Annotated in this window: 28 protein-coding genes and 1 pseudogene; 14 read left to right on the forward strand and 15 right to left on the reverse strand. The window is 63.3% G+C overall.

From position 1 onward, the window contains the following. Positions 1–44: 44 nt before the first annotated feature. The 8 genes and pseudogenes from CR157_RS23310 to CR157_RS08680 form a co-directional block, all read right to left on the reverse strand. A pseudogene (locus CR157_RS23310) lies at positions 45–104 on the reverse strand (hypothetical protein); the annotation flags it as partial. Next, on the reverse strand, positions 77–1,057 hold the full coding sequence (locus tag CR157_RS22815; RefSeq protein WP_219999913.1) for an SRPBCC domain-containing protein: 981 nt from the start codon (positions 1,055–1,057) through the stop codon (positions 77–79). The gene CR157_RS22815 and the pseudogene CR157_RS23310, both read right to left, overlap by 28 nt. Further along, on the reverse strand, positions 1,044–1,403 hold the full coding sequence (locus CR157_RS08655) for an ArsR/SmtB family transcription factor (protein WP_110283469.1): 360 nt from the start codon (positions 1,401–1,403) through the stop codon (positions 1,044–1,046). Before CR157_RS08655 ends, CR157_RS22815 begins: the two co-directional genes overlap by 14 nt. A 95-nt stretch (positions 1,404–1,498) precedes the next feature. Beyond that, positions 1,499–2,350 (reverse strand): deoxyribonuclease IV, encoded by an 852-nt coding sequence (gene nfo / locus CR157_RS08660; protein WP_110283139.1) that lies wholly within the window; start codon positions 2,348–2,350, stop codon positions 1,499–1,501. 16 nt (positions 2,351–2,366) lie between these two features. Then, complete coding sequence (locus CR157_RS08665; protein WP_110283140.1) at positions 2,367–2,903, reverse strand: OsmC family protein; 537 nt, start codon at positions 2,901–2,903, stop codon at positions 2,367–2,369. 25 nt (positions 2,904–2,928) lie between these two features. Next, positions 2,929–3,198, reverse strand: a complete 270-nt coding sequence (locus tag CR157_RS08670) for a GrpB family protein (RefSeq protein WP_258364111.1) — start codon at positions 3,196–3,198, stop codon at positions 2,929–2,931. A gap of 29 nt (positions 3,199–3,227) precedes the next feature. Beyond that, a complete protein-coding gene (locus CR157_RS08675) occupies positions 3,228–3,869 on the reverse strand; it encodes a nitroreductase family protein (protein WP_181422013.1) in 642 nt (213 codons plus the stop codon). Between the two features lie 32 nt (positions 3,870–3,901). Beyond that, the gene (locus tag CR157_RS08680) at positions 3,902–4,846 is read right to left on the reverse strand and encodes a DMT family transporter (protein ID WP_110283471.1); all 945 of its coding nucleotides are present in this window, start codon (positions 4,844–4,846) and stop codon (positions 3,902–3,904) included. 95 nt (positions 4,847–4,941) lie between these two features. Between CR157_RS08680 and CR157_RS08685 the strand changes: the two genes are divergently transcribed. Next, entirely contained in the window at positions 4,942–5,430 is a 489-nt protein-coding gene (locus CR157_RS08685; RefSeq protein WP_110283142.1) for a MarR family winged helix-turn-helix transcriptional regulator, read from the forward strand. A gap of 58 nt (positions 5,431–5,488) precedes the next feature. On the opposite strand, the gene CR157_RS08690 is transcribed toward CR157_RS08685, so the two are convergent. Beyond that, entirely contained in the window at positions 5,489–5,836 is a 348-nt protein-coding gene (locus CR157_RS08690) for a hypothetical protein (protein WP_110283143.1), read from the reverse strand. A gap of 160 nt (positions 5,837–5,996) precedes the next feature. Here CR157_RS08690 and CR157_RS08695 point away from each other — a divergent pair, with 160 nt between their 5' ends. Continuing rightward, complete coding sequence (locus tag CR157_RS08695; protein ID WP_110283144.1) at positions 5,997–6,893, forward strand: LysR substrate-binding domain-containing protein; 897 nt, start codon at positions 5,997–5,999, stop codon at positions 6,891–6,893. A 163-nt stretch (positions 6,894–7,056) separates the two neighbouring features. Here the strand turns inward: CR157_RS08695 and CR157_RS08700 are convergent, their stop codons facing one another. Continuing rightward, positions 7,057–7,908, reverse strand: a complete 852-nt coding sequence (locus CR157_RS08700; RefSeq protein WP_110283145.1) for a hypothetical protein — start codon at positions 7,906–7,908, stop codon at positions 7,057–7,059. A 26-nt stretch (positions 7,909–7,934) separates the two neighbouring features. Here CR157_RS08700 and CR157_RS08705 point away from each other — a divergent pair, with 26 nt between their 5' ends. The 10 genes from CR157_RS08705 to CR157_RS08750 all read left to right on the forward strand — a co-directional run bounded on the left by CR157_RS08705 (position 7,935) and on the right by CR157_RS08750 (position 16,646). Beyond that, complete coding sequence (locus tag CR157_RS08705; protein WP_258364112.1) at positions 7,935–8,246, forward strand: M48 metallopeptidase family protein; 312 nt, start codon at positions 7,935–7,937, stop codon at positions 8,244–8,246. 362 nt (positions 8,247–8,608) lie between these two features. Then, a complete protein-coding gene (locus tag CR157_RS08710) occupies positions 8,609–9,469 on the forward strand; it encodes a transketolase (protein WP_110283146.1) in 861 nt (286 codons plus the stop codon). A 12-nt stretch (positions 9,470–9,481) separates the two neighbouring features. Further along, positions 9,482–10,504: a transketolase family protein gene (locus CR157_RS08715; protein WP_110283147.1), complete on the forward strand. Its 1,023-nt coding sequence runs from the start codon at positions 9,482–9,484 to the stop codon at positions 10,502–10,504. Positions 10,505–10,550: 46 nt separating this feature from the next. Continuing rightward, entirely contained in the window at positions 10,551–11,531 is a 981-nt protein-coding gene (locus CR157_RS08720) for a TRAP transporter substrate-binding protein (protein ID WP_110283148.1), read from the forward strand. Positions 11,532–11,546: 15 nt separating this feature from the next. Then, entirely contained in the window at positions 11,547–12,110 is a 564-nt protein-coding gene (locus CR157_RS08725; RefSeq protein WP_110283149.1) for a TRAP transporter small permease, read from the forward strand. Then, positions 12,107–13,366, forward strand: a complete 1,260-nt coding sequence (locus tag CR157_RS08730) for a TRAP transporter large permease (RefSeq protein WP_110283150.1) — start codon at positions 12,107–12,109, stop codon at positions 13,364–13,366. Before CR157_RS08725 ends, CR157_RS08730 begins: the two co-directional genes overlap by 4 nt. Before the next feature lie 9 nt (positions 13,367–13,375). Continuing rightward, positions 13,376–14,257: an NAD(P)-dependent oxidoreductase gene (locus tag CR157_RS08735; protein WP_110283151.1), complete on the forward strand. Its 882-nt coding sequence runs from the start codon at positions 13,376–13,378 to the stop codon at positions 14,255–14,257. Positions 14,258–14,267: 10 nt separating this feature from the next. Continuing rightward, the gene (locus CR157_RS08740) at positions 14,268–15,107 is read left to right on the forward strand and encodes a sugar phosphate isomerase/epimerase family protein (RefSeq protein ID WP_181422014.1); all 840 of its coding nucleotides are present in this window, start codon (positions 14,268–14,270) and stop codon (positions 15,105–15,107) included. Between the two features lie 12 nt (positions 15,108–15,119). After that, positions 15,120–15,872, forward strand: a complete 753-nt coding sequence (locus tag CR157_RS08745) for an SDR family NAD(P)-dependent oxidoreductase (protein WP_110283153.1) — start codon at positions 15,120–15,122, stop codon at positions 15,870–15,872. Positions 15,873–15,926: 54 nt separating this feature from the next. Beyond that, complete coding sequence (locus CR157_RS08750; RefSeq protein ID WP_110283154.1) at positions 15,927–16,646, forward strand: FadR/GntR family transcriptional regulator; 720 nt, start codon at positions 15,927–15,929, stop codon at positions 16,644–16,646. Between the two features lie 108 nt (positions 16,647–16,754). Here the strand turns inward: CR157_RS08750 and CR157_RS08755 are convergent, their stop codons facing one another. Further along, positions 16,755–17,585, reverse strand: a complete 831-nt coding sequence (locus CR157_RS08755; RefSeq protein ID WP_110283155.1) for a sterol desaturase family protein — start codon at positions 17,583–17,585, stop codon at positions 16,755–16,757. Between the two features lie 14 nt (positions 17,586–17,599). After that, positions 17,600–18,256, reverse strand: a complete 657-nt coding sequence (locus tag CR157_RS08760; protein ID WP_219999914.1) for an ArsR/SmtB family transcription factor — start codon at positions 18,254–18,256, stop codon at positions 17,600–17,602. A 118-nt stretch (positions 18,257–18,374) separates the two neighbouring features. On the opposite strand from CR157_RS08760, the gene CR157_RS23005 reads away from it, so the two are divergent. Together CR157_RS23005 and CR157_RS08765 are read left to right on the forward strand one after the other, a co-directional pair. Next, on the forward strand, positions 18,375–18,509 hold the full coding sequence (locus tag CR157_RS23005) for a hypothetical protein (protein WP_258364113.1): 135 nt from the start codon (positions 18,375–18,377) through the stop codon (positions 18,507–18,509). Between the two features lie 124 nt (positions 18,510–18,633). Further along, the gene (locus CR157_RS08765) at positions 18,634–18,849 is read left to right on the forward strand and encodes a helix-turn-helix domain-containing protein (RefSeq protein WP_258364114.1); all 216 of its coding nucleotides are present in this window, start codon (positions 18,634–18,636) and stop codon (positions 18,847–18,849) included. A 21-nt stretch (positions 18,850–18,870) separates the two neighbouring features. On the opposite strand, the gene CR157_RS08770 is transcribed toward CR157_RS08765, so the two are convergent. From CR157_RS08770 to CR157_RS08780, 3 genes are all read right to left on the reverse strand, one after another. Beyond that, entirely contained in the window at positions 18,871–19,626 is a 756-nt protein-coding gene (locus CR157_RS08770; RefSeq protein ID WP_258364115.1) for a DUF899 domain-containing protein, read from the reverse strand. Then, positions 19,626–20,057 carry a VOC family protein gene (locus tag CR157_RS08775; RefSeq protein WP_110283157.1) on the reverse strand — a complete coding sequence of 144 codons (432 nt, stop codon included), beginning with the start codon at positions 20,055–20,057 and terminating at the stop codon, positions 19,626–19,628. Before CR157_RS08775 ends, CR157_RS08770 begins: the two co-directional genes overlap by 1 nt. Positions 20,058–20,126: 69 nt before the next feature. After that, positions 20,127–20,858: a DUF899 domain-containing protein gene (locus tag CR157_RS08780; protein WP_110283158.1), complete on the reverse strand. Its 732-nt coding sequence runs from the start codon at positions 20,856–20,858 to the stop codon at positions 20,127–20,129. Between the last annotated feature and the right edge of the window lie 17 nt (positions 20,859–20,875).

The raw sequence follows: 20,875 nt of genomic DNA on the forward strand, positions 1-20,875 counted from the left end.
CGGATCCGGGCGATCTCGGCGTCGTCGAACAGGGCGACATAGAGCGTCATGGCCTCCTCGGCGGTCCCCTCGAACATCAGGTGGGTCGTGACGTGATGCGCCATCGGTACTCCTCCTCCATGCGTTCGAACAACGGCCAGAAGGGCGGTGGCGTACGCCCCACCAGTACCTCGGCCAGGATGGCGAGATGGGTATGCCAGCCGCCGGCCACGTCGACCAGGGTATCGATATCGCCCAGCCGGCGATGGGTCAGTGTCAGCCGCACCCGGTCGCCTTCCTCGCTGAGTTCGAAGGTCACCTCGGACGGCGGTTCCTCGCCGCCTCCCCAGCTCAGCATCAGTCGGTGAGGTGGTTCGTAGCGCAGGACCTCGTGGTGGGTGGTGCAGCCGCCCTCGAATTGGCGGAAGCGCTCAGGGATCGGCGACTGGTGAGGCGAGAGACCGGCGTGGTCGAAATGCAGGGCGAAGGCGCTGCCCGGTCGAGGCTCCATGCTGCCGGCGGCGAGCCACTGGGCACGCTTGTCGGATTCGGTGAGATAGGCCCAGACCCGCTCGATGGGGCCGGGCAGCAGGCGCTCGAAACGGATGCTGTCCGGCGCGAACAGCTGGCCGTGCTGCGACTGGCTGGCCAGGCCCTGGGCCATGCCTTCCAGCATCATGCCCCAGCCCTGCCGGGTGAGGTCGGCATACTCGGCGAAGCCGGTATCCATGCGATGGGTGATGGTGAGGCGGCATCCCGCCTCCAGGGGGGCGATATCGATCGTCACCAGGTCCTCGCCATCCACGCCGTCGACGCACCAGGTGAAGACCAGCCGCCTGGGCCGCTCGAACTCGACATAGGTGCCCCAGTGCCGGGCGAGTTCATCGCCGCGCTGCTGGTCGAGGTGGAAGGCGCCGCCCACGCGGGGATCGATCTCGACGCGCACCATCTCGCCGAGCCCGGGGGCGAACCAGTGTTGGACCATCACCGGGTCGAGCCAGGCGTCGAAGACTTTTTCTGGCGAGGTGGCGAAATCCCGACTGACACTGACCGAGATGTGGTGGTTATCGTCCGCCATATGGTGCTCCTTGGTGGGTATCCTCGGCTTTCAGGGCCTCCTCCAGCGCATCGAGGCGCTTGCTCCAGAAGCGCTCGTAGAAGTGCAGCCACTCGTCGGCCGCGGCGAGCGGGTCCGGATTGAGTCGGCAGAGGTGGGCCCGACCCTCCACGCGGCGATGGATCAAGCCTGCCTGTTCCAGCACGCGCACATGCTTGGAGGCGGCCGCGAGCGACATCGAGAAGGGCGAGGCCAACTCGCCGATCCTGCGCTCGCCCGAGGCGAGGCTCTTGAGCATTGCCCGTCGGGTCGGGTCGGCCAGGGCATGGAAGACCCGATCCAGGACGATCGTCTGTTGTTCAACCATATGGTTTAGATAGATCGCCGACGAAGGCTTGTCAACCGTCTGGTTGAGCATTGGGTGGGCATCTACGCGGGGAAGGGGATATCAGGCCTGGAGGCCTAGGCGGCGTCGAGCTGTTGGGCCCGCAACCAGGCGATCTCCTCGGCCCAGATCGCCGGCTCGATGGTCTCCAGCACCATGGGGATATCATCGATGCGCGGGTCGCACATGAGGGTGGTGAAGGCGTCCAGCCCGATGTTGCCCTGCCCCAGGCTGTGATGGCGGTCGACGCGGCTGGCGAATTCGCTCTTGGCGTCGTTGAGGTGCATGCCGCGCAGATACTCGAAGCCGACCACGGCAGCGAATTCGTCCAGCGTGGCGGTGCAGGCCTCCGGCGTGCGCAGGTCGTAGCCGGCGGCGAAGGCGTGGCAGGTGTCGATGCACACCCCGACCCGCGACCTGTCGTCGACCTGGTCGATGATCTCGGCGAGGTGCTCGAAGCGCCACCCCAGGTTGGTGCCCTGGCCGGCGGTGTTCTCGATCACCGCCGTGACGCCCCGGGTCTCGGAGAGCACATGGTTGATCGAGTCGGCGATACGGGTCAGGCACTCGCTTTCGCTGATCTTCTTCAGGTGGCTGCCGGGGTGGAAGTTGAGCAGGGTGAGCCCGAGCTGTTCGCAGCGCTGGAATTCGTCGAGAAAGGCCGCGCGGGACTTCTCGAGCCCGGCGGCATCCGGGTGGCCGAGGTTGATCAGGTAGCTGTCGTGGGGAAGGATCTGCCCCGGGCCGAAGCCGTGCTCGCGGCAGGCCGCGTGGAAGGCCTCGATGGCCTCGTCGGTCAGCGGCTTGGCGTGCCACTGGCGCTGGTTCTTGGTGAACAGCGCAAAGGCGTCGGCACCGATCTCCACGGCGCGCAGCACGGCCTGATCGGGGCCACCGGCGGCACTGACGTGGGCTCCGAGATATTTCATGCAGCGTTTCCTTCCATCACGGCTCAAGGGTGGGCTTACGATAGCACCGTGACGGGTCGCCATCAGCCACTCGAGGCGCCGGCGCCCGCTCCATGGTCGGCTCGCAGTGCACCGGGAAGTTGACCGAGTTGGCGATGAAGCAGAGCCGGTGGGCACGCTCGTGCAGCTGTTCGGCCAGCGCCGGGTCGCTGCCGGCGGCGATACCGACCTGCGGGCGCAGCGTCACCCGGGTGAAGTGACCGCCGCCGTTGCCGGTCAGGGCCATGCTGCCCTCGGCCTGGTCGGTGTAGCGCTCGACGATGACGCCGGCATCGGCACACAGGTGCAGGTACCACAGCATGTGGCAGGCCGCGAGGGAGGCGACCAGCATGTCCTCGGGGTTGTGCCGCGCGGCGTCGCCCAGGAAGGCGGGGTCGGCCGAGCCTTGCAGCGTGGCCTTGCCGGCCACCTCGATCTCGTGGTCGCGCGAATAGGCGCGGTAGCCACGGGTGCCGCTGCCTTGGTTGCCGGTCCAGGTGACCCGCACCCGGTAGTCGTGCTGGTGTTGGCTCATCGCTTTCTCCCTTTGTGCCTGGCTCTCAGTCGCCGCATGACGCCTGTGCCGAGGGCGGCGGTGAGCCATGGAGTATCGCATGCACGAAGTCGCCCTTGGCCGCGGTATAGGCCTCTCTGTCCCGGCGATGTCGATCGACCAGCGACCGCTTGAGCTCGGCGTAGCGGCGGGCAAGCGCCGGGTCGGCACGCAGGGCATCGCGAAACTGGAGGCGCTCCCGCCACAGGCGCTCACCCCACACCACCAGGGCGACCTCTTCCTCGATGGCCCGCTGCAGTGACTCTTCCTCCGTCACGCTCGCTCCTCGTGGTTGGCTCGCCACCGCTACGCAGGTGGCAAGTGGATGAACAGCTTCTCCCGGGGCCAGCGCACCTTCTCGAGGCCGGCATGCCGGTCGGCTTCGTTGTCACGATAGCCTAGCGCCATCAGCACGACGCTGCGCAGGTTCTGCTCCCTGAGCCCCAGCAGGTCATCCAGCCCCGCCGGGTCGAAACCCTCCATGGGCGAGGCGTCCACGCGCTCCGCGGCAGCCGCGGCCAGCGCTGTTCCCAGCGCCAGATAGGCCTGCTTGGCCGCCCACTGGAATTTCTCGTGGGCCGACGCAAAGCCGCCGACGGCCCCCTTGATGGTGCTCCCATATGCCGCCAGGTCGTCCGGGTGTTGGCCGCGTGTCTCGGCGGTGAGCCGGATCAGGTCGTCGACGTGGGCCTCCTCGACGGGATCCCAGGCGGCGAACACCAGCAGGTGCGAGGATTGGGTGATCTGCGGCTGGTCGAAAGCCACCGGACTGATCCGCTCGCGCAGCGCCCGATCCTCGATCACCAGCACGGAGTAGGGCTGCAGGCCGTAGGAGGAGGGCGCCAGGCGCACCGCTTCCAGGATCCTGTCGACCTGTGCCCTGGGCACTTGCTTGCCGTTCATGCGTTTGGTGGCGTAGCGCCAGGTCAGGGCTTCGATAAGGCTCATGATGACTCCTTGGTCGGGGGGACGTGACGCCATCAGGTGGTCGTTGCGCCACCTGGGACGGAGGCGGCGCGGGCGCCGCGATGGAAGAGCACGGTGCCGAGTGCTACCAGCAGCGCGGCCAGGCCCAGGTTGGGGGGCGGGGCCTCGCCGAGTGCCAGCACAGCGATCAGGGTGCCGACCAGCGCCGCCACCGTGCCGATCTGGCTCAGGTAGACGGGGCCGGCGAGTTTCTGCAGCACGAAGTAGAAGAGGTAGAGCACCGAGAACACCGTGACCTCCACCGCGAGCAGCCGCAACACGGCCCCCGTGGTGAACAGCGCCGGCAGCTGATCCGGCTCGAGCAGCAGCACGAAAGGCACCAGCGTCACGGCGCCGCCGAGCATCATCAGCGCGGCCAGGAAGATCGGCGAGCTGCCTTCGGGCCAGCGCAGCGTGCGGTAGATGTTGCCCAGCGCGATCACCAGCGGCATGGCCAGCACCAGCAGGACCCACCCCTGGGCACCGCCTGCGCCGCCGGCCTTGGCCGCGGCCAGCACCAGCCCGCCGGAGAGCCCCAGCAGCACGCCCAGCAACCGCAGGGCGCGCAGGCGCTCCAGGCTCAGCCAGACGGCCAGCAGCCAGGTGACGAGGATCGGGAAGGCGAAGCTGAGCGAGATGAAGCCCGCGCCGACATGACGTACCGCGAGGAAGGCCAGGGCATTGGGCACGGCGAACAGCGCCCCAGCCACGGCGGCGTACTCCAGGGTACGGCGGTTGAGCGCCATCGACCGATGTTGCAGCGCCCCGATGGTACCCAGCACGATCCCGGCCCCGGCCATGGCCGTCATCAGGAAGGTCAGCCGCGGCGCCCCCGCGCCGTCCGCCAGCTTGGCCACCACCAGCGACAGCGCCAGGAAGGTGCCGACCAGCAGCAGGCAGCCCAGGGCGTAAATCCCGGCCCGATCCGTACCCTTGCGCGACAGTGTTGCGTTCGACATCATCCCTTCTCCCATAGCTTGTCGGAAAGTATCTTTACGTCAAGTATCTTCGTATCAAGATAAAAGTATCTTAGCATCGAGATAAGTGGTTGGCAATGAATAGAGTGAAACTGGCGGTGAGCCAATGGCAGCGCGAGCTGCCGGACCTCGACCTGCTGCCCATGGAGGTGGTCGGCTACCTGAAGACCAGCCAGCTGCTCACCAAGGGGCGAGTAGACGCCTTGTTCAAGCAGCACGGCCTGCAGGCGGGGGAGTTCGACGTGCTGGCCACCCTGCGCCGCGCCGGCACGCCCCATGCGCTGACGCCCACGCAGCTGTTCGAGGCGCTGATGATCTCCTCCGGGGGCATGACCAACCGGCTGGATCGCCTGGAGAAGGCCGGGCTGATCCAGCGCTCGCCCAACCCCGAGGACCGGCGCGGCACCCTGGTCTCGCTGACGGAGAAGGGGCTGGAACTGATGAACCGGCTCGTCCCGCTGCATGTCGAGAACGAGGCACGCCTGCTCTCCGCCCTCAGTCGGGAAGAGCAGGAGACACTGGGCAGGCTGCTCGGCAAGCTGCTCGATGGCCTGGAAATGGAATAGCGGCCGGTTCGCGGCCGCGGCAAGGCCCCTGGCGGCGGTTCGCCAGGGGCCTGAAGCCTCAACTCCGCTTGAGGTCGAGCAAGGAGAAAGGGCCCTGCTGGGCCTTGCGTAGCACCCGGCACTCCTCGAGGGCCTTCAGCGCATCGACCTGCAGCGGCAGGCGCGATGTCCACAGGATGTCGTCGCGGCGGTGGCCCATGTCCTCGAGGATATGGTCGTCGTGGGCGAGCAGCGGCAGGAAACGTTGCCGGAATTGCCGCCGGCGGCGGTAGACGTGCCACCAGTGCTCGAGGGCAGTGATCAGCCCCAGGGGCGGCATGGCCGGCATATAGAAGTCCGGTGCTGGCGGTGGCGCCGGCTTGTCGGCGACGACTCTCGGGCGGCGAATCGGTTCGTACTGGCTCATCTGGCACCTCCCAACGGGCCGCCGCGCGGGCGGCTACCGGTAATGGCGTCGGGTTGATGGGAGGGTCGCGACCTCTGGGGGACAGCATGGTCCCGGTCTTTTGATCAATCAAACGAAAAGGTCTACATTGTGCATTAAGAATTTCTGAAAGGTTTCGGCCATGACACAGCTATCCTTACCGACCGGCGGGGCGGCCCTGCCGCTGCTGGATACCGAGGTGCTGCGCACCTTCGTGGCGATCGCCGAGAGCGGCAGCTTCACCCGCGCCGCCCGGCAGGTGTTCCGCACGCCGTCGGCCCTGAGCATGCAGATCAAGCGCCTGGAAGAGACCCTCGGCCAGCCGCTGTTCGTACGCGAGGCGCGTCGGGTACGGCTCACGCCGGAGGGCGAGGTGCTGCTGGGCTACGGGCGACGGCTGCTCAAGCTCAACGAGGAGGCGGTGACCCAGTTCCTGGCGCCGTCGCTGGAGGGGCGGGTGGGCATCGGGACCACCGACGACGTGGGCACACGCATCCTGCCCGGTGTACTGGCGCAGTTCGCCCGCTCGCACCCCGCGGTCCAGGTCGACGTGGTGGTGGGCAGCAGCGCGGGGATGTTGGCGCGTCTGGATGCCGGCGAGCTCGACCTGGTGCTGGTCACCGCCGGCAACCCGGGGCAAGGCGTGCGTGGCGAGGTCGTGCACAGCGAGCCGCTGGTCTGGGCCGGGCGCGAAGGCGGCATCGCCGCCCAGCGCTCGCCGCTACCGGTGGCGTTGGCCCACCACGGTTGTGCCTGGCGCGGGATGGCCCTCGACGCCCTCGACCGTGCCGGGGTGAGCTACCGGATCGCCTACACCTGCGAACACTGCGCCGGGCAGGAAGCCGCCATGCTTGCCGACCTGGCGGTATCGCCCTTCCCGCTGGCCCTGATCCGGCCGCCGCTGCGCCGGATCGACAAGAAGCTGCTGCCGCCACTCGGCGATTACCAGCTGGAGCTGGTGAAGCGGGGCGGCGCGGGCCAGGCCAGCGAGGCTCTGGGAGGGTATGTGATCGAGGCGTTTCGCGATATGCACGACTAACGCGACGCAGCCGTCAGCGTGGCGCAACCGGTGGCGTCGGCCTGCAGACGCTGGCTGATAACGGCGGCGCAGGGTGTCTCGCCGAAATCGGCCATGGTGATGGGCAGGGCATAGGCCGCAATGGAAGGGGAGGTGGCGGCCTGATCACCGACCGGAAACGAGGCTACCGATGGCGAATCAAGTCGCCTGCCCAGGGCGCCGCTTCCGGATACTCCTCGCCGTCCAGGATGAACTCCTGGCCGCGCGCCGCCGCGGTCAACTCGGTGTGATCGGCGTGCCTGTGCCAGCGCTGCCGGTTCGCATGGTAGGTCAGCGGCGTGCGGCCATCCTCTGGATAGCACCAGGCGGGCAGCCGCCAGGTGGAGGTGTTGGCGGCATCTGGAGCGGTCAACCGACGACCCGGCGAGAAGTGCGGGAAGACGCCGGCACCTGGCAGCGCCTCGTCCAGCCCGTCGAGGCGTAGTCGCCGGCTCGCCAGGTAGACCACGTTGTGGGGATCGCCCTCCCGCTGGAAGTGGGGGTGATAGGCCGCCCACTCGTAGTCTCCCGACCGGGCCTCGTCCACCGGCACTACCTTCGCCACTTGCAGCCAGCCCCAGATGACATGGCAGGGCCGGGAGTCGGGGGTCCAGCGCCAGGCTCCGTTGTGAGGCTCGACGCGCCGGAAGAGCCCGAAGAACAGGAAAAGATCCCCCGGCCCGACCTCCTGGTTGCGCAGATGCCCCTGGGCCTGGCCCGCTTGCCCGAAGAGGGGCCGCCAGCCGGGCTTCCGGGGCAGCATAGCGCCGATCAGGTCAGGATCGAGATGGGCGCGGTCGTCCGGCGTCACCCTGCCCCGGGAGAGCTGGCCGACCAGATCGCCGAGCGAGCCTCCGTCATGGGCGATGTCCCGGTAGCGGATGATCGAGTTCCCGTCCGGGATGGGCAGGGCGACCATCCGGCCATCCGGCAAGATGGGGCTCGGCACGCCCCCGGCGGCGGAGTCGAAGCCCTTGCGGCTGAGGATCAGCTTCATTCCTTCACCCTGGCCCTGAGCTGACGGTGGCCACGTCGTTCATCCAGAGCCACTACCATGCCCTTTCAGCGCTTTCTGGTCGAGCCCCCGGTGTGAAGGTCCAGGACCTCGGTTACCGCTGGGGCTCCTGCGGCAAGGGCAATCGCGTCTACTTCCACTGGAAGACCATCCTGCAGCCACGCCATATCGCCGAGCACGTGGTCGTCAATGAACTGGTCTATCTGCACGAATCCCACCACATCACCCCCTTCTGGCGCCGCCTGGAGCGCGCCATGCCGGATTACGAGCAGCGCAAGGTGCGGCTCGCCCGGCATGGCATCGAAGTGGAGGGGATCTAGCTCGCTATCCTCCGATGCCGACCAATCCACCTAAAATGGTTAACCATTTGTCGAAATTGAACGGCTTTGTTAGCTTCCGGCGAGCGCTCTGAATACTGCGAGTGAAGTTTAGTTTTTCTCGATATGCGCAAGGCGAGGCCAAGGCGCCGCTTTGTATGATTAGTGTATCTTATTGTTTTATAAGATTTAATCTTTCGATTATCTAAAAATCTTGAATCTATTAACAGGCTAACAGCTGTGGTGCTAGATGCTGGATTGTCTTCCATCCAATATTAGTGCAATACGCAATATACTAAGGTCTTATTTCGCAACCAATCCATTGTCTTTACCTTCAAATGGTCAACCAATTGGAGGTGACTGGAATGAGCGAAACAGCTACAGCATCCAAATCCGGCGCTGTCGAGGCGCTTCGGCAGCGGGCCTACAAGATTCGTCGCCACGCCTTGCGGATGGGCGAGGTGCAAGGGCAGGGCTACGTTGGCCAGGCCTTGGGGGTTGCCGATGTCCTGGCAGTCTCCTATTTCCGCGCGCTGAGGCTGGATCCCAAGAACCCGGAGTGGGAGGAGCGGGATCGTTTCCTGCTGTCCATCGGTCACTACGCCATCGCCCTCTATGCCGCCCTGATCGAGGCTGGCGTCATCGCCGAGGAGGAGATCGAAGACTACGGCAGCGACGACAGTATCCTGCCCATGTCAGGCATGGCCGGCTACACGCCGGGTATGGAGATCACCGGCGGCTCTCTGGGCCACGGCCTGGGCATTGGTGTAGGCATGGCGCTGGGTCTCAAGCGCAAGGAGAGTGCTTCGCGCATATTCAACCTGCTGTCGGACGGCGAGCTGAATGAAGGCTCGACCTGGGAGGCCGTCGCCTCCGCCGCTCACTGGAAGCTGGATAACCTGATTGCCATTGTGGACGTCAACGATCAGCAGGCCGACGACAAGTCGTCCACCGTTCTCAATTATGAGCCGATTGCTGACAAGTGGACCGCCTTCGGCTGGGAGACGTATCGCGTCAACGGCAATGATCTTGAGGCGCTGATCGACGCCTTCGACAGTGCCATGGAAAGCAGCTCCGACAAGCCCCGCGTCATTATCTGCGACACCCTGATGGGCCGTGGTGTGCCGTTCCTGGAAACTCGGGACAAGACCCACTTCATTCGCGTTGATGAGGATGAATGGAGTGTGGCGCTCAAGCAGCTCGATGAAGTCTACGGTGTCCAGTAAGGAGGATATGAAATGAGCGCCAAGAAGAAGTTGAAGACCTCGGCAATGATTGCGTCCATCGCCGATGAAGGCACGCCAACGACGTCGGCCCCGTTTGGGCACGCGCTGGTAGAAGCCGCCGAAAAGAACCCGAAGATCGTGGGCATGACGGCGGACCTCGGCAAGTATACCGACCTGCATATCTTCGAGCGGGCCTTCCCTGATCGGTATTACCAAATGGGCATGGCCGAGCAGCTGCTCATGATGGCAGGGGCGGGCATGGCTCGTGAGGGTTTCATCCCCTTCGTCACGACCTATAGTGTCTTCGCCTCACGCCGCGCCTACGACTTCATCTGTCTGGCTATCGCCGAGGAGAAGTTGAACGTCAAGATCATCAGTGCGCTTCCGGGGCTGACGACCGGCTACGGGCCGAGCCACCAGGCCACCGAAGATGTCGCCATCTTCCGTGGCATGCCGAACCTGACCATCATCGACCCCTGCGATGCGGTGGATATCGAGCAGTCGGTGCAGGCGATGGTGGATTTCGACGGGCCCGTTTACTTGCGCCTTCTTCGCGGCAAGGTACCGCGCGTCCTGGACCGGTTCGAAGGCTACCGCTTCGAGATCGGCAAGGCCAAGCGGCTGATTGACGGTAAAGATGCCCTGATCATTTCTTCCGGTCTGATGACGACTCGGGCGATCGAGGCCTCCGATCAGATGAAGGAGAAAGGTGTCGAGGTGGGTGTCATGCACTGCGCCACGATCAAGCCGTTGGACAATGAGGCCATTCTGGAAGAAGTGCGTCGTCATCCCGACCGCCCCGTGTTCGTGGCCGAGAACCACTCGGTCGTTGGCGGGCTGGGGGAAAGCATCGCCTCACTGCTGATGAAGGAAGGTGTCGCGGTCACGTTCCGCCAAATTGGTCTTCCCGACGAGTTCCTGGGCGCTGGTGCCCTGCCGACCCTTCACGATCTCTATGGTATTTCAACTAATGAGGTAGTGAAAACTCTGGAGCAATATGTCTCCAGCGATGAAGAAATCATGCCAACTATCTAAATTGATAACTTCATTATTAACAACCATGTGAAAAGAGAGACACGCCATGAAAACAACAGTAATTGGATCTGTGTTCGCCGGTGCCATTTTTGTTTCTGGTGCCGCCATCGCACAACAGACGCTTCAGCTTGCCCACAACGCGGCGGAGGGAAATCCGAAGTGGGATGCCTCCGAACGCTTCGCAGAGCTGGTGGAAGAGGGTACTAATGGTCAGCTCATTGTGGACGTGGGTGGCAACGCCCAGTATGGCGACGATATGGAAGCGCTGACCCAAATGAGAATGGGGACACTGGCTTTAAGTACCAATAGTCAGGGAGCAACCTCGAGTGTTGTGCCACAGTTCTCCGTGCTTGGTCTTCCGTTCCTCTTCGACTCGCTTCCCACCGCCTGGAAAGTGATGGACGGCGAGGTTGGCGACGAGCTGAAGAAACTGGCGGAAGAGCATAACCTAGTGCTTCTCGCGCTGTGGGATAACGGCATTCGCCACGTCAGCAACAATGTGCATCCCATCGAGACGCCTGAGGATCTGAATGGCCTCAAGATTCGCACCCCACCCGATGAGATGACCGTCGATATCTTCGAGGCGCTGGGTGCCAACCCGACCCCGATGAACTTCTCCGAGCTGTACATCGCCCTCGAGCAGGGGGTCGTGGATGGCCAGGAGAACCCGCTGATGAATATCCATTCATCCAAGCTCTACGAGGTGCAGGACTACATCTCGCTGACCGGCCATAAATATGAGTCCACCCCGCTGCTGATGAGCAAGGCCGTATGGGACACCCTGACGCCTGAGCAGAAGGAAGTGATTGAAGAAGCGGCAGTCGAGGCGGGTGAATTCAATCGCCAAGCGTCGCTCCAGGCAGATGAAGATCTGCGCAGTGAAATGGAAGAAGCTGGCGTGGCATTCAATGAAGTGGAAAAACAGCCTTTCATCGAAGCCACTTCATCCGTTTACGATCTGTGGCGTGAAAAATACCCGGAGCTGGTCGAGATGGTCGTCAATGCGGCTCAGAGCGAGTCGCAGTAACGGGAGGGGCTTTCCATGAAGCTCTCGGAAGAGAGCCGCAGCGGTGAAGTGGGTGCGCCCACTTCACTGCTAGTGCGCTCAAAGAATGTCATCTATCACGCCTTCAAATGGGTATCCATCGTATCCATTGTGGCCATCTTCCTGTCGCTGTTGCTGGGTGTGGTGGTCCGATATGTGCTCTCCACCAACCTGGGCTGGGTGACGGAAGTGCCCAATCTGCTTTTCCCCTGGTTGACGATGTGCGCCATCGTGGCCGCCGCTGCCAAGAACGAACATATCGGCATCGATCTGGTGGTGGAGAAACTGCCCAGCTTGCCGAGGAAAGGTGTTGTGCTGGCTGTCGACGTCATCGCGATGATCGCCTTTGGTACCATGGCCGTCCACGCACTCGATGTCGTCGAGATCGCAGGAAGCCAGCGACTCCCGATAACCCAGGTCGCCATGTCCTGGGCCTACTGGGCAGTGGTAATAGGATTCCTTGGCCTGGCAGTCGATTCGCTCATTAACATCGCGTTGGTGCTGACCGGTGGGGATCAATTCTCCGAGCCTCAAGTCTCGCATGGGGAGGATGGGATATGACGGCCCAGATGCTTATTGCGTTTGTCCTGTTTCTATTGATGGCGATGCCGGTCGGCTACTCGCTGGTGATTAGTGGTTGGGCAGCACTGTCTGTCTTCGGACCTATGCCATCTAGCATGGCTGTCATGAAGATCTTTCAGCCGACACAAAGTTTTCCTCTGCTGGCGATACCCTTCTTCATTCTCTCGGGGAGCCTGATGATGTCAGGCAAACTGGGTAAAAAGTTGGTGAACTTGGCTTCCATGTTGGTGGGTAAGTATCACGGTGGTCTCGGACAGGTCACTGTGGTGGGATCGACTGTGTTTGGTGGCGTTTCCGGCTCCTCGGTGGCCGAAGCTTCGGCTCTCGGCTCCATGCTGATTCCCTGGCAGAAGAGGGAAGGCTATCCAGGCGCTTTCGGCGCGGCCGTTACTTCGGCGTCGTCGGTGATCGCTGGACTGATGCCCCCTTCGATTCCACTGATTCTGTTTGCCACTGTCTCGAATACGTCCATTGCGTCACTGTTTATTGCGGCAGTGATACCGGCTCTCATGCTCGCCGGTGGCATGATGCTGGCCTGCTATATCGTTGGCAGACGTCGTGGATTCCCTAGGCTGACGCTCAAGTACACTCGGGCCGAGGTGATTAACACGCTGGTCACCGCGCTGCCGGCGCTGCTGATGCCGGTGTTCATTGTTGTGCTGCTGAGAGCCGGTATCGCTACACCCACCGAGGTGAGCATCATCGCCGTTGCCTATGCCCTGGTCGTCAGTGCCGTGATCTATCGCGATCTCTCTGCCGATCGCGTCATGAGGGCGCTGGTGAACACGGTGATCACCAGCGGCATCGTCTTGCTGATCATCACCGCAGCCAACATCATTGCCTACATCCTGACCTCCGGTGGCGTGCCTCAGGCAGTCGCCCAGTGGTCCGTAGAGTATCTCAAGCATCCGATCCTGATCATCCTGGCGATCAATCTGCTGCTGCTCTTCATCGGCATGTTCCTCGACCTGCCGGCCGCCATCCTGCTGCTGGGACCGACACTGGTCTCTATTGGCAATGCGATCGGTCTGGACCTGGTGCAACTCGGCATCATGATGTGCGTGAACCTCAGTATCGGCCTGTTCACGCCACCCATCGGCACCACGTTGTTCGTTTCCTCTGCCATTGCCCGTGAACGTATCGGGGCCGTGGTAAAGGAGCTGGCTCCTTTCTATTTGGTGGCCATCACCGTGTTGCTGCTGGTGTCCTATGTGCCGTATCTGATCATTTACTGAGGTGTAATTATGCAAAAAATTGCTTTCGCTGGGCTAGGTGCCATGGGGTGGCCTATGGCATCCCGACTGAAAGAAGGCGGCATCCAGGTGCTCGGCATCGATGCGCTCGAACAGAGAGCGCAAGAATTCAACGGCCAAGCGATCTCAACCGAGGAAGAGAGTCGCTATCTCGCCAGCTGCGAGGCGCTCTTCCTTATGGTGGTCAACGCTGACCAGGTCCGCTCACTGCTGTTCGAGAAGGGAGTCGTCGAGTCGCTGGGGCAGGGTGCCTGCATCGTCCAGATGTCCACCATATCGCCGGATGACGCTGCGGCAATGTCGAGAGACGTCGCAGCGGTGAGGCCCGACCTGCGCTACGTGGATGCCCCGGTCTCCGGAGGCGTGGTCGGCGCTCGCGCCGGTGAGCTCACCATCATGGCCTCGGGGGCGGAAGACGCCCTGGCGGGGTGTCGTCCGGTATTCGAGGCGTTGGGCAAGGCCGTGTACGAGGCGGGGCAGCAGCCTGGACAGGGCTCTGCGATGAAGGCGGTCAACCAGCTGCTGTGCGGTGTGCACATCGCCGCCGCCGCCGAGGCGCTGTCGCTGGCCGAGAAGAACGGTATCGATGCGTCGCTGATGTTATCCATGGTGACGGGGTCTGCAGCGTCCAGCTGGATGCTCAAGGATCGCGGGCCGCGGATGATCGCCGAGCCGGGCGATGTCACCAGCGTCATCGATATCTTTTGCAAGGACATGGGCATCGTCTGCGACTCCGCGAAAGCCTCCAGGGCCTTTACTCCCCTGGCGGAAACTGCTCGTCAGCTGTTTGTGTCCAGCTCCCAGCGCGGTGAGGGCCAGCTCGATGACAGCCAGCTGATTCGCACCTATCGGCTGCTCAATGGAACGGCCTGAGGAGACATCAATGACCTGCTATGTATCTGTCAGCACCGCGGCCTATGATGGCTATGGGTTCGATACGATCCTGCCATCGCTGGCGCGCTGCGGCGTACGCCATGTCGAGTTTGCCTTCATCGATGGCTATGTGGAGGCCTTTACCGATAGTGACTTTACCAACGACTTCGCCAAAGAACTGAAGAGCGAGATGCAGCGACATGGACAGGAGTGTCGCTACTTTTCCGGTCATATCGACCTGGGTGGCGAGGATGCCGCTGCCAGGCTCGAGGCGCGCTGCCGCTTCGCCGCCACCCTTGGGGCCTCCTTCGTGATCACCAATGCCGCCACGCGCGATCGTGGCGACGCCTTCTTCCGGCAGGCCGACACCCTGGCGGCGATTGCCCGGCAATATGGTGTGCGCGTCCTGCTCGAGAACCCTGGCAACGGAGTGCCCAACGTGCTCGACCATGCCGGTGACGTGGCCGGCCTGCTGGGGCGGCTGGATCGCGATGCCTTCGGTCTCAACTATGACGTCGGCAATCTGCTGTCGCACTGCCCCGGGCGGGAACCCCTCAGCGATGCCCGCGAGGCCATGAGCATTGCCGACCATTTCCACCTCAAGCCCTGCGCCCGGACCGCGGACGGCATCGACTTCGTTGCCCTTGGCGAGGGGGATGTGGATGACTCCGAGGTGGCGACTGAGCTTCTAAGACAGGGCAAGCCTTTTTCCCTGGAGCTTCCGTTCCGCCTCCATCGCGATGCCAATGCTCAGCCATGGCGCGATGAGCAACCACTGCCGCTCGAGTTGATCGAGTCACGCGTTTCCCGCTCCCTTGAGGAGCTGGCTTTACTTACCGAGAATGCATAAGAGGACAACATCATGCTGCTTAAAGACAAAGTGTGTATCGTCACCGGCGCCGCAGGTGAAAAGGGGATCGGCCTGAGAACCGCCAGGCTCTTCTATGAACATGGGGCCTCGGTGGTGATTTCCGATATCAACGAGCAGGCCTGCGAGAAGGTTCGCGGAGAGTTCGATCCCGAGCGTTCTCTGGTGGTGACCGGAAACGTGGCGAATCGTGATGACTGCCTGAATCTGGCGAAGGCCGTGATCGACAAGTTCGGTCGCATCGATGTGCTCGTCAACAACGCCGGTATCACCCAGCCGGTGAAGTTCGAGGAGATTTCGCCGGAAGACTATGACCGGGTCCTTGACGTCAACCTCCGCGGCATGCTCTACATGTCGCAGGCCGTCGTTCCGTATATGAAGCAGGCCGGGTCAGGCTCCATTATCAACACTTCCTCGGTCTCCGCACAGCGTGGTGGCGGTATCTTCGGTGGGCCGCACTACAGCGCCGCCAAGGCCGGCATGCTGGGGCTCGGCAAGGCCATGGCGCGCGAGCTAGGGGCGGACGGCATCCGCATCAACGCTGTCACCCCGGGCCTGATCGCTACCGATATCACCGCCGGCAAGCTCGACGACCAGATGAAGGCCAAGATTCTGGAGGGTATTCCGCTGGGCCGCCTGGGCGCGCCTGACGATGTCGCCAATGCCTTCCTGTTCCTGGCCAGCGAGCTCTCGGGCTACATCACGGGGGCTACCCTGGATGTCAACGGTGGTATGCACATTCACTGACTATGCTAAGCTGCCCTTGTGCTTAGGGTATGGGGGCAGCCCTTGGATGACGATATGAGCCAGATTGATCCGAGCCTTCTTGACAGGCTGAAGGAGTTCGTTTCCGTCTCCGAGCTGTCCAGGGACGGCCGCTTGAAGCTTCCGCCGGAGAGAGCGCTGTGTGAGCACTTTGCCATGCACCGCTCCTCGGTCAGGAATGTGCTTTCGGTACTGCACAGTCTCGGGTTCATCGAGCGTAAGCAGGGCAGTGGTACCTTTCTCAAGATGCCTGAGCCGGTCTTCCTTCAGCTCTATTTCGAACTTGCGCTCAAGCTCAATTACATTTCCGTCGATCATCTCGAGACGGCAAGGGAAATGCTCGAAAGAGAGGTCGTCCAGGCCGCTGCGGTGAATCATCAGCCCCATGAGCTGGAAAGGCTTGAGCGGCTCTGCGAAAAGATCGTGAAGTCCACCGATGTTCTCGAAGGCATACAGGCCGATTACGACTTCCATGAACAGCTGGCCATTATGGCCAAGAATCCTGCCATCCTGATCATCTTCCAGGGGCTGTCATCGGTGCTGAAGAAGGTCCTTCACCAGCGCAGGATCCTGGCAAGGCAGTCCCGAGAGGCGCAAAAGAAAACCAACGAAACGCATATCGCGATCGTGGCCGCCGTCAAGACGCGCGATCGGGAGTTGGCGCGTCAGGCGATGCAGGATCACTTCGAGACCTGGAATCAGCAGACGATGAGGACCTTCCCGGAGGCGGCGGCGCCGAGCTTGCTCACCGAGTAAGTCCCCGCACGATCTCCATGCTTCATCGGTCCGTGGTTGATCGCCGAAAGCGCCTCGTTGGCATCGAGGCTTTTCGCCTCGATGCCACTCACGCCCATGCCTACACCCTTAAAGGCGATTACGCTTCACTTGCCGGTGAGGGCTCAAGAAGGGCTGGACCAGCATGCGGTCCAGCCTGAGGTCTCGCACTTCCCTGAAGTCCTCGATGCCAATCGTCATGCCGAGATGGCCAGCGGCAGGCTGGTCTCGGTAGGTGCCGAATAACCGATCCCACCAAGGCAAGTTGAAGCCGAAGTTGCTGTCGGTTTCCCGGCGGACGATGGAGTGGTGGACACGGTGCATGTCCGGTGTCACCACGAGAAGGCGCAGCAGGCGGTCTAACCTGGCAGGCAGACGGACATTGCCATGGTTGAACATGGAGGTAGCGTTGAGCACGACCTCGAAGAGCAGCACCGCCAACGCCGGTGCTCCCAGCAGGGCCACCACGGCGAGCTTGATGCCCATTGAGATCATTATCTCCAGGGGGTGGAAGCGCAGGCCCGTGGTGACATCGAATTCCAAGTCTGCATGGTGCATGCGATGCAGGCGCCATAGCCAGGGAACGGCATGGAACAGCCGGTGCTGGAAATAGATGGCTAGATCCAGCACGACAACCGAGGCCAACACCGCCAGCCATACAGGAGCCGCGACCAGGTTGAAAAGACCCCAGCCTTGTTCGGCGGCGATCCAGGCGGCGCCGACGGCGGCAAGGGGAAACACCAGACGGACCGCCAAGGTATCCAGCGCGACGATCAACAGGTTGCCTGGCCAGCGTTTTCGGCGAGGCACGTGTTGGGGTCGGCGCGAGGCAGCGACCTCCCAGAGGGCCATGGCCAGCAGGACGAAGGCGAACACGGCGCCCCGAAGCAGCGGCTCATGGGTCAAGAGCGTGTCACTCATGGCGGTGCCTCAGGTCACGTCACGGGCAGGCCGGCCGCTTTCCACTCCGGATAGCCTTCCTCGAAGCGCCTGACGCGATAGCCGAGTTGCCGCAGGCGTTGGACGGCCTCGTGCGACAGGGCGCAGTAGGGCCCACGGCAGTAGGCGACGATTTCCCTGTCCTGGGGCAGCTTGTCCAGCATGTCTTCCAGCTGTGCCAGAGGGATGTTGATCGCCTCGGGCAGGTGGCCGGCCTCAAACTCCTCCTCGGGACGCACGTCCAGCAGCGCGACCTTGCCGCTTTCCAGCCCGACCAGTAGCTCGTCCCGGGATACTGCCTCCAGGGCCCCCTCAGCATCGTCGTCGGCGAATAGCCGACTCACCAGACGCTCCATCTCGGCCAGGTTGGTCTCGGCGACTTGCCTGAGCAGTCCCGTCAGGGTGACGATGCGCTCATCGGTCAGGTGGTAGATCATCTGCTTGCCGGAACGATTGGCGGTCACGAGCCCCGCACGCCGCAGCTGCTGGAGATGCTGGGAAGCATTGCCTACCGTGAGGCCGGCGGTGCTGGCCAGCGTCTCCACCGCGGCACCGCCCTGGGCCAGACGCTCCAGCAGTGCCAGGCGATGGCCGTTACCCAGGGCGCGGGCGACCTGGGCCAGGGTATCGAGAAGTTGATGTTGCGACGTCATCGGGTTCATCTCTGAGGGTCGGAAGCGGGATGAAGCGGTGTATTTTGCCGCTTGACAGGAGGTTGCGGCCAATACCATCATTCTATCATTTTATTGAATGATGGCAAGAATCCACGCCATGCAGACCCTCCTCATCATCAACGATCCCCTCTACGGCACCGAAAGGCTCTACAACGGCTTGCGTCTCGCTCACGCCCTGCTGAAGCGGGATGGCGAGGTGACGGTCGGGTCCTGGTGTTCTGAACCGATCTGAACCGACCCACTCGCCGCAGGAGACAAGATTCCATGGAGCCGGCTCGCCACCTGGCGGCCCAAGTGCGGGGACTGACCATCGTGTCCGTTGATGGCATGGGGCGCGTGTCGGCCGAGGCCGTGCATTGGTCTCGGTCATGCTGGCCAACAACGAGGTGGGCACGCTCCAGCCCATTGCCGAGATCGCCACGCAACTGAGCGGCAGCGGCGTGCTGCTGCATACCGATGCCGCCCACGAGGCGGGTTATTTCGACCAGGCGCACTTCATCCACGACTTCAAGGCGGTGACCGGCATCACCCCGGACGATTATCTCAGGCATGTGGGGCGCCGCTACGGGTAGCGGCGGCCCCCAGCGCGGTGCTCAGCCATAGGTCGGCCGCTGCGGCCAGCCCGGCGGCGAGTCCTCGAAGTCCTCCTGCCGGCCGTAGGGCGTGGTGTCGAGCAGGGCGTAGGCGTCGGTGAGGCTCTCGCAGCCCCGGGCGTAGGTCGAATAGCTGTGGAAGAGCTCCTCGCCCAGACGGAAGAAGACGCTCAGCCCGTGGCACTCGCCGCTCATGAAGTGGGGCTCGCCGGTGCGCGCCTCGAGTTCCTCCCGGCTGCGGTAGTTGTACTCGGGCGGCGCGACGGACGCGTCGAGGGTGACGTGGAAGTCGTAGTTGAAGTCGCTGTCGAGCGACGACACCCAGGGCCAGTGCCAACTCTGCTCGGCCTGGTAGGCCTCGAGCTTGGCCAGCGGTGCCCGGGAGACCAGTGCGAAGCTGGTATCGCGCTCATGGAGCAGCGATAGGTCCCCCAGGGCGTTGACGAACCCCGTGCAGCCGCTGCAGCCCTTCTCCCACTCCGGAGCGAACATGAAGTGGTAGACGATGAGCTGACGCCGCCCCTCGAACAGGTCGAGCAGGCGGGTCTTGCCGGCCGGGCCGTCGAAGACGTAGGCCTTGTCGAGCTTCACCATCGGTAGCCGCCGGCGTGCGGCATTCACCGCGTCCCTCTGGTGCGTCAGGGCCTTCTCCTCGGCGAGCAGGGCCTTGCGGGCGGTCAGCCAGGCGTCGCGGGTGACGATGGGGGGATGGGGCGGGTCGTGTTCGTGCATGGCGGTGTCTCCCGAAGGGGTCATCACGGCGCCTCCTCCCGTTCGCAGTTGATCATCCAGGACACGCCGAAGCGGTCGACCAGCATGCCGAAACGCAGGGCCCAGAAGGTCTCCTCCAGAGGCATCACGACGCTGCCGTTGTCGGCCAGGGCGGGAAAGATCCGCTCGGCCTCTTCGGGGGTGTCGACGCTGATCGAGACATGGGCACCCTTGATGCCTTCATAGGGGGCGGGGCATGCCGGGGTGGTGTCGGAGCCCATCAGGACCTGCCCGTCGACCACCAGCCGGGCGTGCATGATCTTGTCGAGATGCTCCGGCGGCACGTCCTGGGCGCACTCCTCTGGCGCCTCCGAGTAGGGGTGCAGCGCGACGATCTCGCCGCCGAGGCAGCGCTGGTAGAACTCGAAGGCGGCGCGGCAGTCGCCGTTGAAGATGAGGTAGGTGTTCAGCAGCATGAGGGATTCCTCCGTATCGATGTCCACTCCCTGGTCGAGCGAGGGCCCGTCGGTTCGACAGGGCGCGCGTTATTTCGCCGCTGCGTATTCGTCGTGGCGTTTCACCCAGTCCATCAGGTTGTGGTGGGGGCCCGTCTCGTTGCGGCCCCGGGGCGTCATGTCGAGCAGCATGTAGGTGCTGTCGACGAGTTCGTCACCGCGCCCGTAGGTCGAGTAAGTGTGGAACACCTCGCCGTTGGCGTCCCGGTAGAACACGCTGAGGCCGGACAGGTCCTCGATCGAGACGTTGGCCGTGGTGTAGTTGTAAGTGACCGCTCCCCGGGCGATCTCCTCGGGGGTGAACGAGACCTGGTAGTCGTAGTTGAAGGCGCTGCCGTGCGAGGAAACCCACTTCACCTGCCAGCCCATGCGCTTGCGGTAAGCCTCGATCTCGGCGAGCGGCGCCCGCGAGACCCGGACCAGGCTGACGTCATGGTGCTCGAGATGCACCCGCGTGCCTTCGATGTGGTCGGCCGCGAAGGAGCAGCCGATGCACCCCGCCCCCCAGCCGGGGCCGAACATGAAATGATGGACGATCAGCTGGCTGCGCCCGTCGAACAGCTCGGCGAGGGTCCTGCGGCCCTCGAGCGTATCGAAGGCATACTCCTTCTCGACTTTCACCCATGGCAGGGCGCGGCGCTTGGCGTTCAACTCGTCGCGCAGGCGGGTGAGCTCCTTCTCCCTGGCCAGCAGTGCCTTGCGGGCGACGAGCCATTCGTCGCGGGAGACGATGCCTGAGGGGGTGAGATCGTGCGGTGACATGACATGTCCTCCTGTGG

The sequence above is a fragment of the Halomonas sp. LBP4 genome, from assembly GCF_003202205.1.
Taxonomy (GTDB): Bacteria; Pseudomonadota; Gammaproteobacteria; order Pseudomonadales; family Halomonadaceae; genus Halomonas; species Halomonas flagellata.

Bases quoted from the DNA above. Each gene is read 5' to 3' on its own strand.
- CR157_RS08780 (WP_110283158.1), bottom strand. From the start codon at position 20,858: ATGTCACCGCACGATCTCACCCCCTCAGGCATCGTCTCCCGCGACGAA.
- CR157_RS08725 (WP_110283149.1), top strand. From the start codon at position 11,547: ATGAAGCTCTCGGAAGAGAGCCGCAGCGGTGAAGTGGGTGCGCCCACT.
- CR157_RS08735 (WP_110283151.1), top strand. From the start codon at position 13,376: ATGCAAAAAATTGCTTTCGCTGGGCTAGGTGCCATGGGGTGGCCTATG.
- CR157_RS08700 (WP_110283145.1), bottom strand. From the start codon at position 7,908: ATGAAGCTGATCCTCAGCCGCAAGGGCTTCGACTCCGCCGCCGGGGGC.
- CR157_RS08675 (WP_181422013.1), bottom strand. From the start codon at position 3,869: ATGAGCCTTATCGAAGCCCTGACCTGGCGCTACGCCACCAAACGCATG.
- CR157_RS23005 (WP_258364113.1), top strand. From the start codon at position 18,375: ATGCAGACCCTCCTCATCATCAACGATCCCCTCTACGGCACCGAAAGG.
- CR157_RS08775 (WP_110283157.1), bottom strand. From the start codon at position 20,057: ATGCTGCTGAACACCTACCTCATCTTCAACGGCGACTGCCGCGCCGCC.
- CR157_RS08695 (WP_110283144.1), top strand. From the start codon at position 5,997: ATGACACAGCTATCCTTACCGACCGGCGGGGCGGCCCTGCCGCTGCTG.
- nfo (WP_110283139.1), bottom strand. From the start codon at position 2,350: ATGAAATATCTCGGAGCCCACGTCAGTGCCGCCGGTGGCCCCGATCAG.
- CR157_RS22815 (WP_219999913.1), bottom strand. From the start codon at position 1,057: ATGGCGGACGATAACCACCACATCTCGGTCAGTGTCAGTCGGGATTTC.
- CR157_RS08720 (WP_110283148.1), top strand. From the start codon at position 10,551: ATGAAAACAACAGTAATTGGATCTGTGTTCGCCGGTGCCATTTTTGTT.
- CR157_RS08685 (WP_110283142.1), top strand. From the start codon at position 4,942: ATGAATAGAGTGAAACTGGCGGTGAGCCAATGGCAGCGCGAGCTGCCG.
- CR157_RS08710 (WP_110283146.1), top strand. From the start codon at position 8,609: ATGAGCGAAACAGCTACAGCATCCAAATCCGGCGCTGTCGAGGCGCTT.
- CR157_RS08665 (WP_110283140.1), bottom strand. From the start codon at position 2,903: ATGAGCCAACACCAGCACGACTACCGGGTGCGGGTCACCTGGACCGGC.
- CR157_RS08730 (WP_110283150.1), top strand. From the start codon at position 12,107: ATGACGGCCCAGATGCTTATTGCGTTTGTCCTGTTTCTATTGATGGCG.
- CR157_RS08690 (WP_110283143.1), bottom strand. From the start codon at position 5,836: ATGAGCCAGTACGAACCGATTCGCCGCCCGAGAGTCGTCGCCGACAAG.
- CR157_RS08760 (WP_219999914.1), bottom strand. From the start codon at position 18,256: ATGACGTCGCAACATCAACTTCTCGATACCCTGGCCCAGGTCGCCCGC.
- CR157_RS08770 (WP_258364115.1), bottom strand. From the start codon at position 19,626: ATGACCCCTTCGGGAGACACCGCCATGCACGAACACGACCCGCCCCAT.
- CR157_RS08680 (WP_110283471.1), bottom strand. From the start codon at position 4,846: ATGTCGAACGCAACACTGTCGCGCAAGGGTACGGATCGGGCCGGGATT.
- CR157_RS08755 (WP_110283155.1), bottom strand. From the start codon at position 17,585: ATGAGTGACACGCTCTTGACCCATGAGCCGCTGCTTCGGGGCGCCGTG.
- CR157_RS08740 (WP_181422014.1), top strand. From the start codon at position 14,268: ATGACCTGCTATGTATCTGTCAGCACCGCGGCCTATGATGGCTATGGG.
- CR157_RS08750 (WP_110283154.1), top strand. From the start codon at position 15,927: ATGAGCCAGATTGATCCGAGCCTTCTTGACAGGCTGAAGGAGTTCGTT.
- CR157_RS08715 (WP_110283147.1), top strand. From the start codon at position 9,482: ATGAGCGCCAAGAAGAAGTTGAAGACCTCGGCAATGATTGCGTCCATC.
- CR157_RS08655 (WP_110283469.1), bottom strand. From the start codon at position 1,403: ATGGTTGAACAACAGACGATCGTCCTGGATCGGGTCTTCCATGCCCTG.
- CR157_RS08745 (WP_110283153.1), top strand. From the start codon at position 15,120: ATGCTGCTTAAAGACAAAGTGTGTATCGTCACCGGCGCCGCAGGTGAA.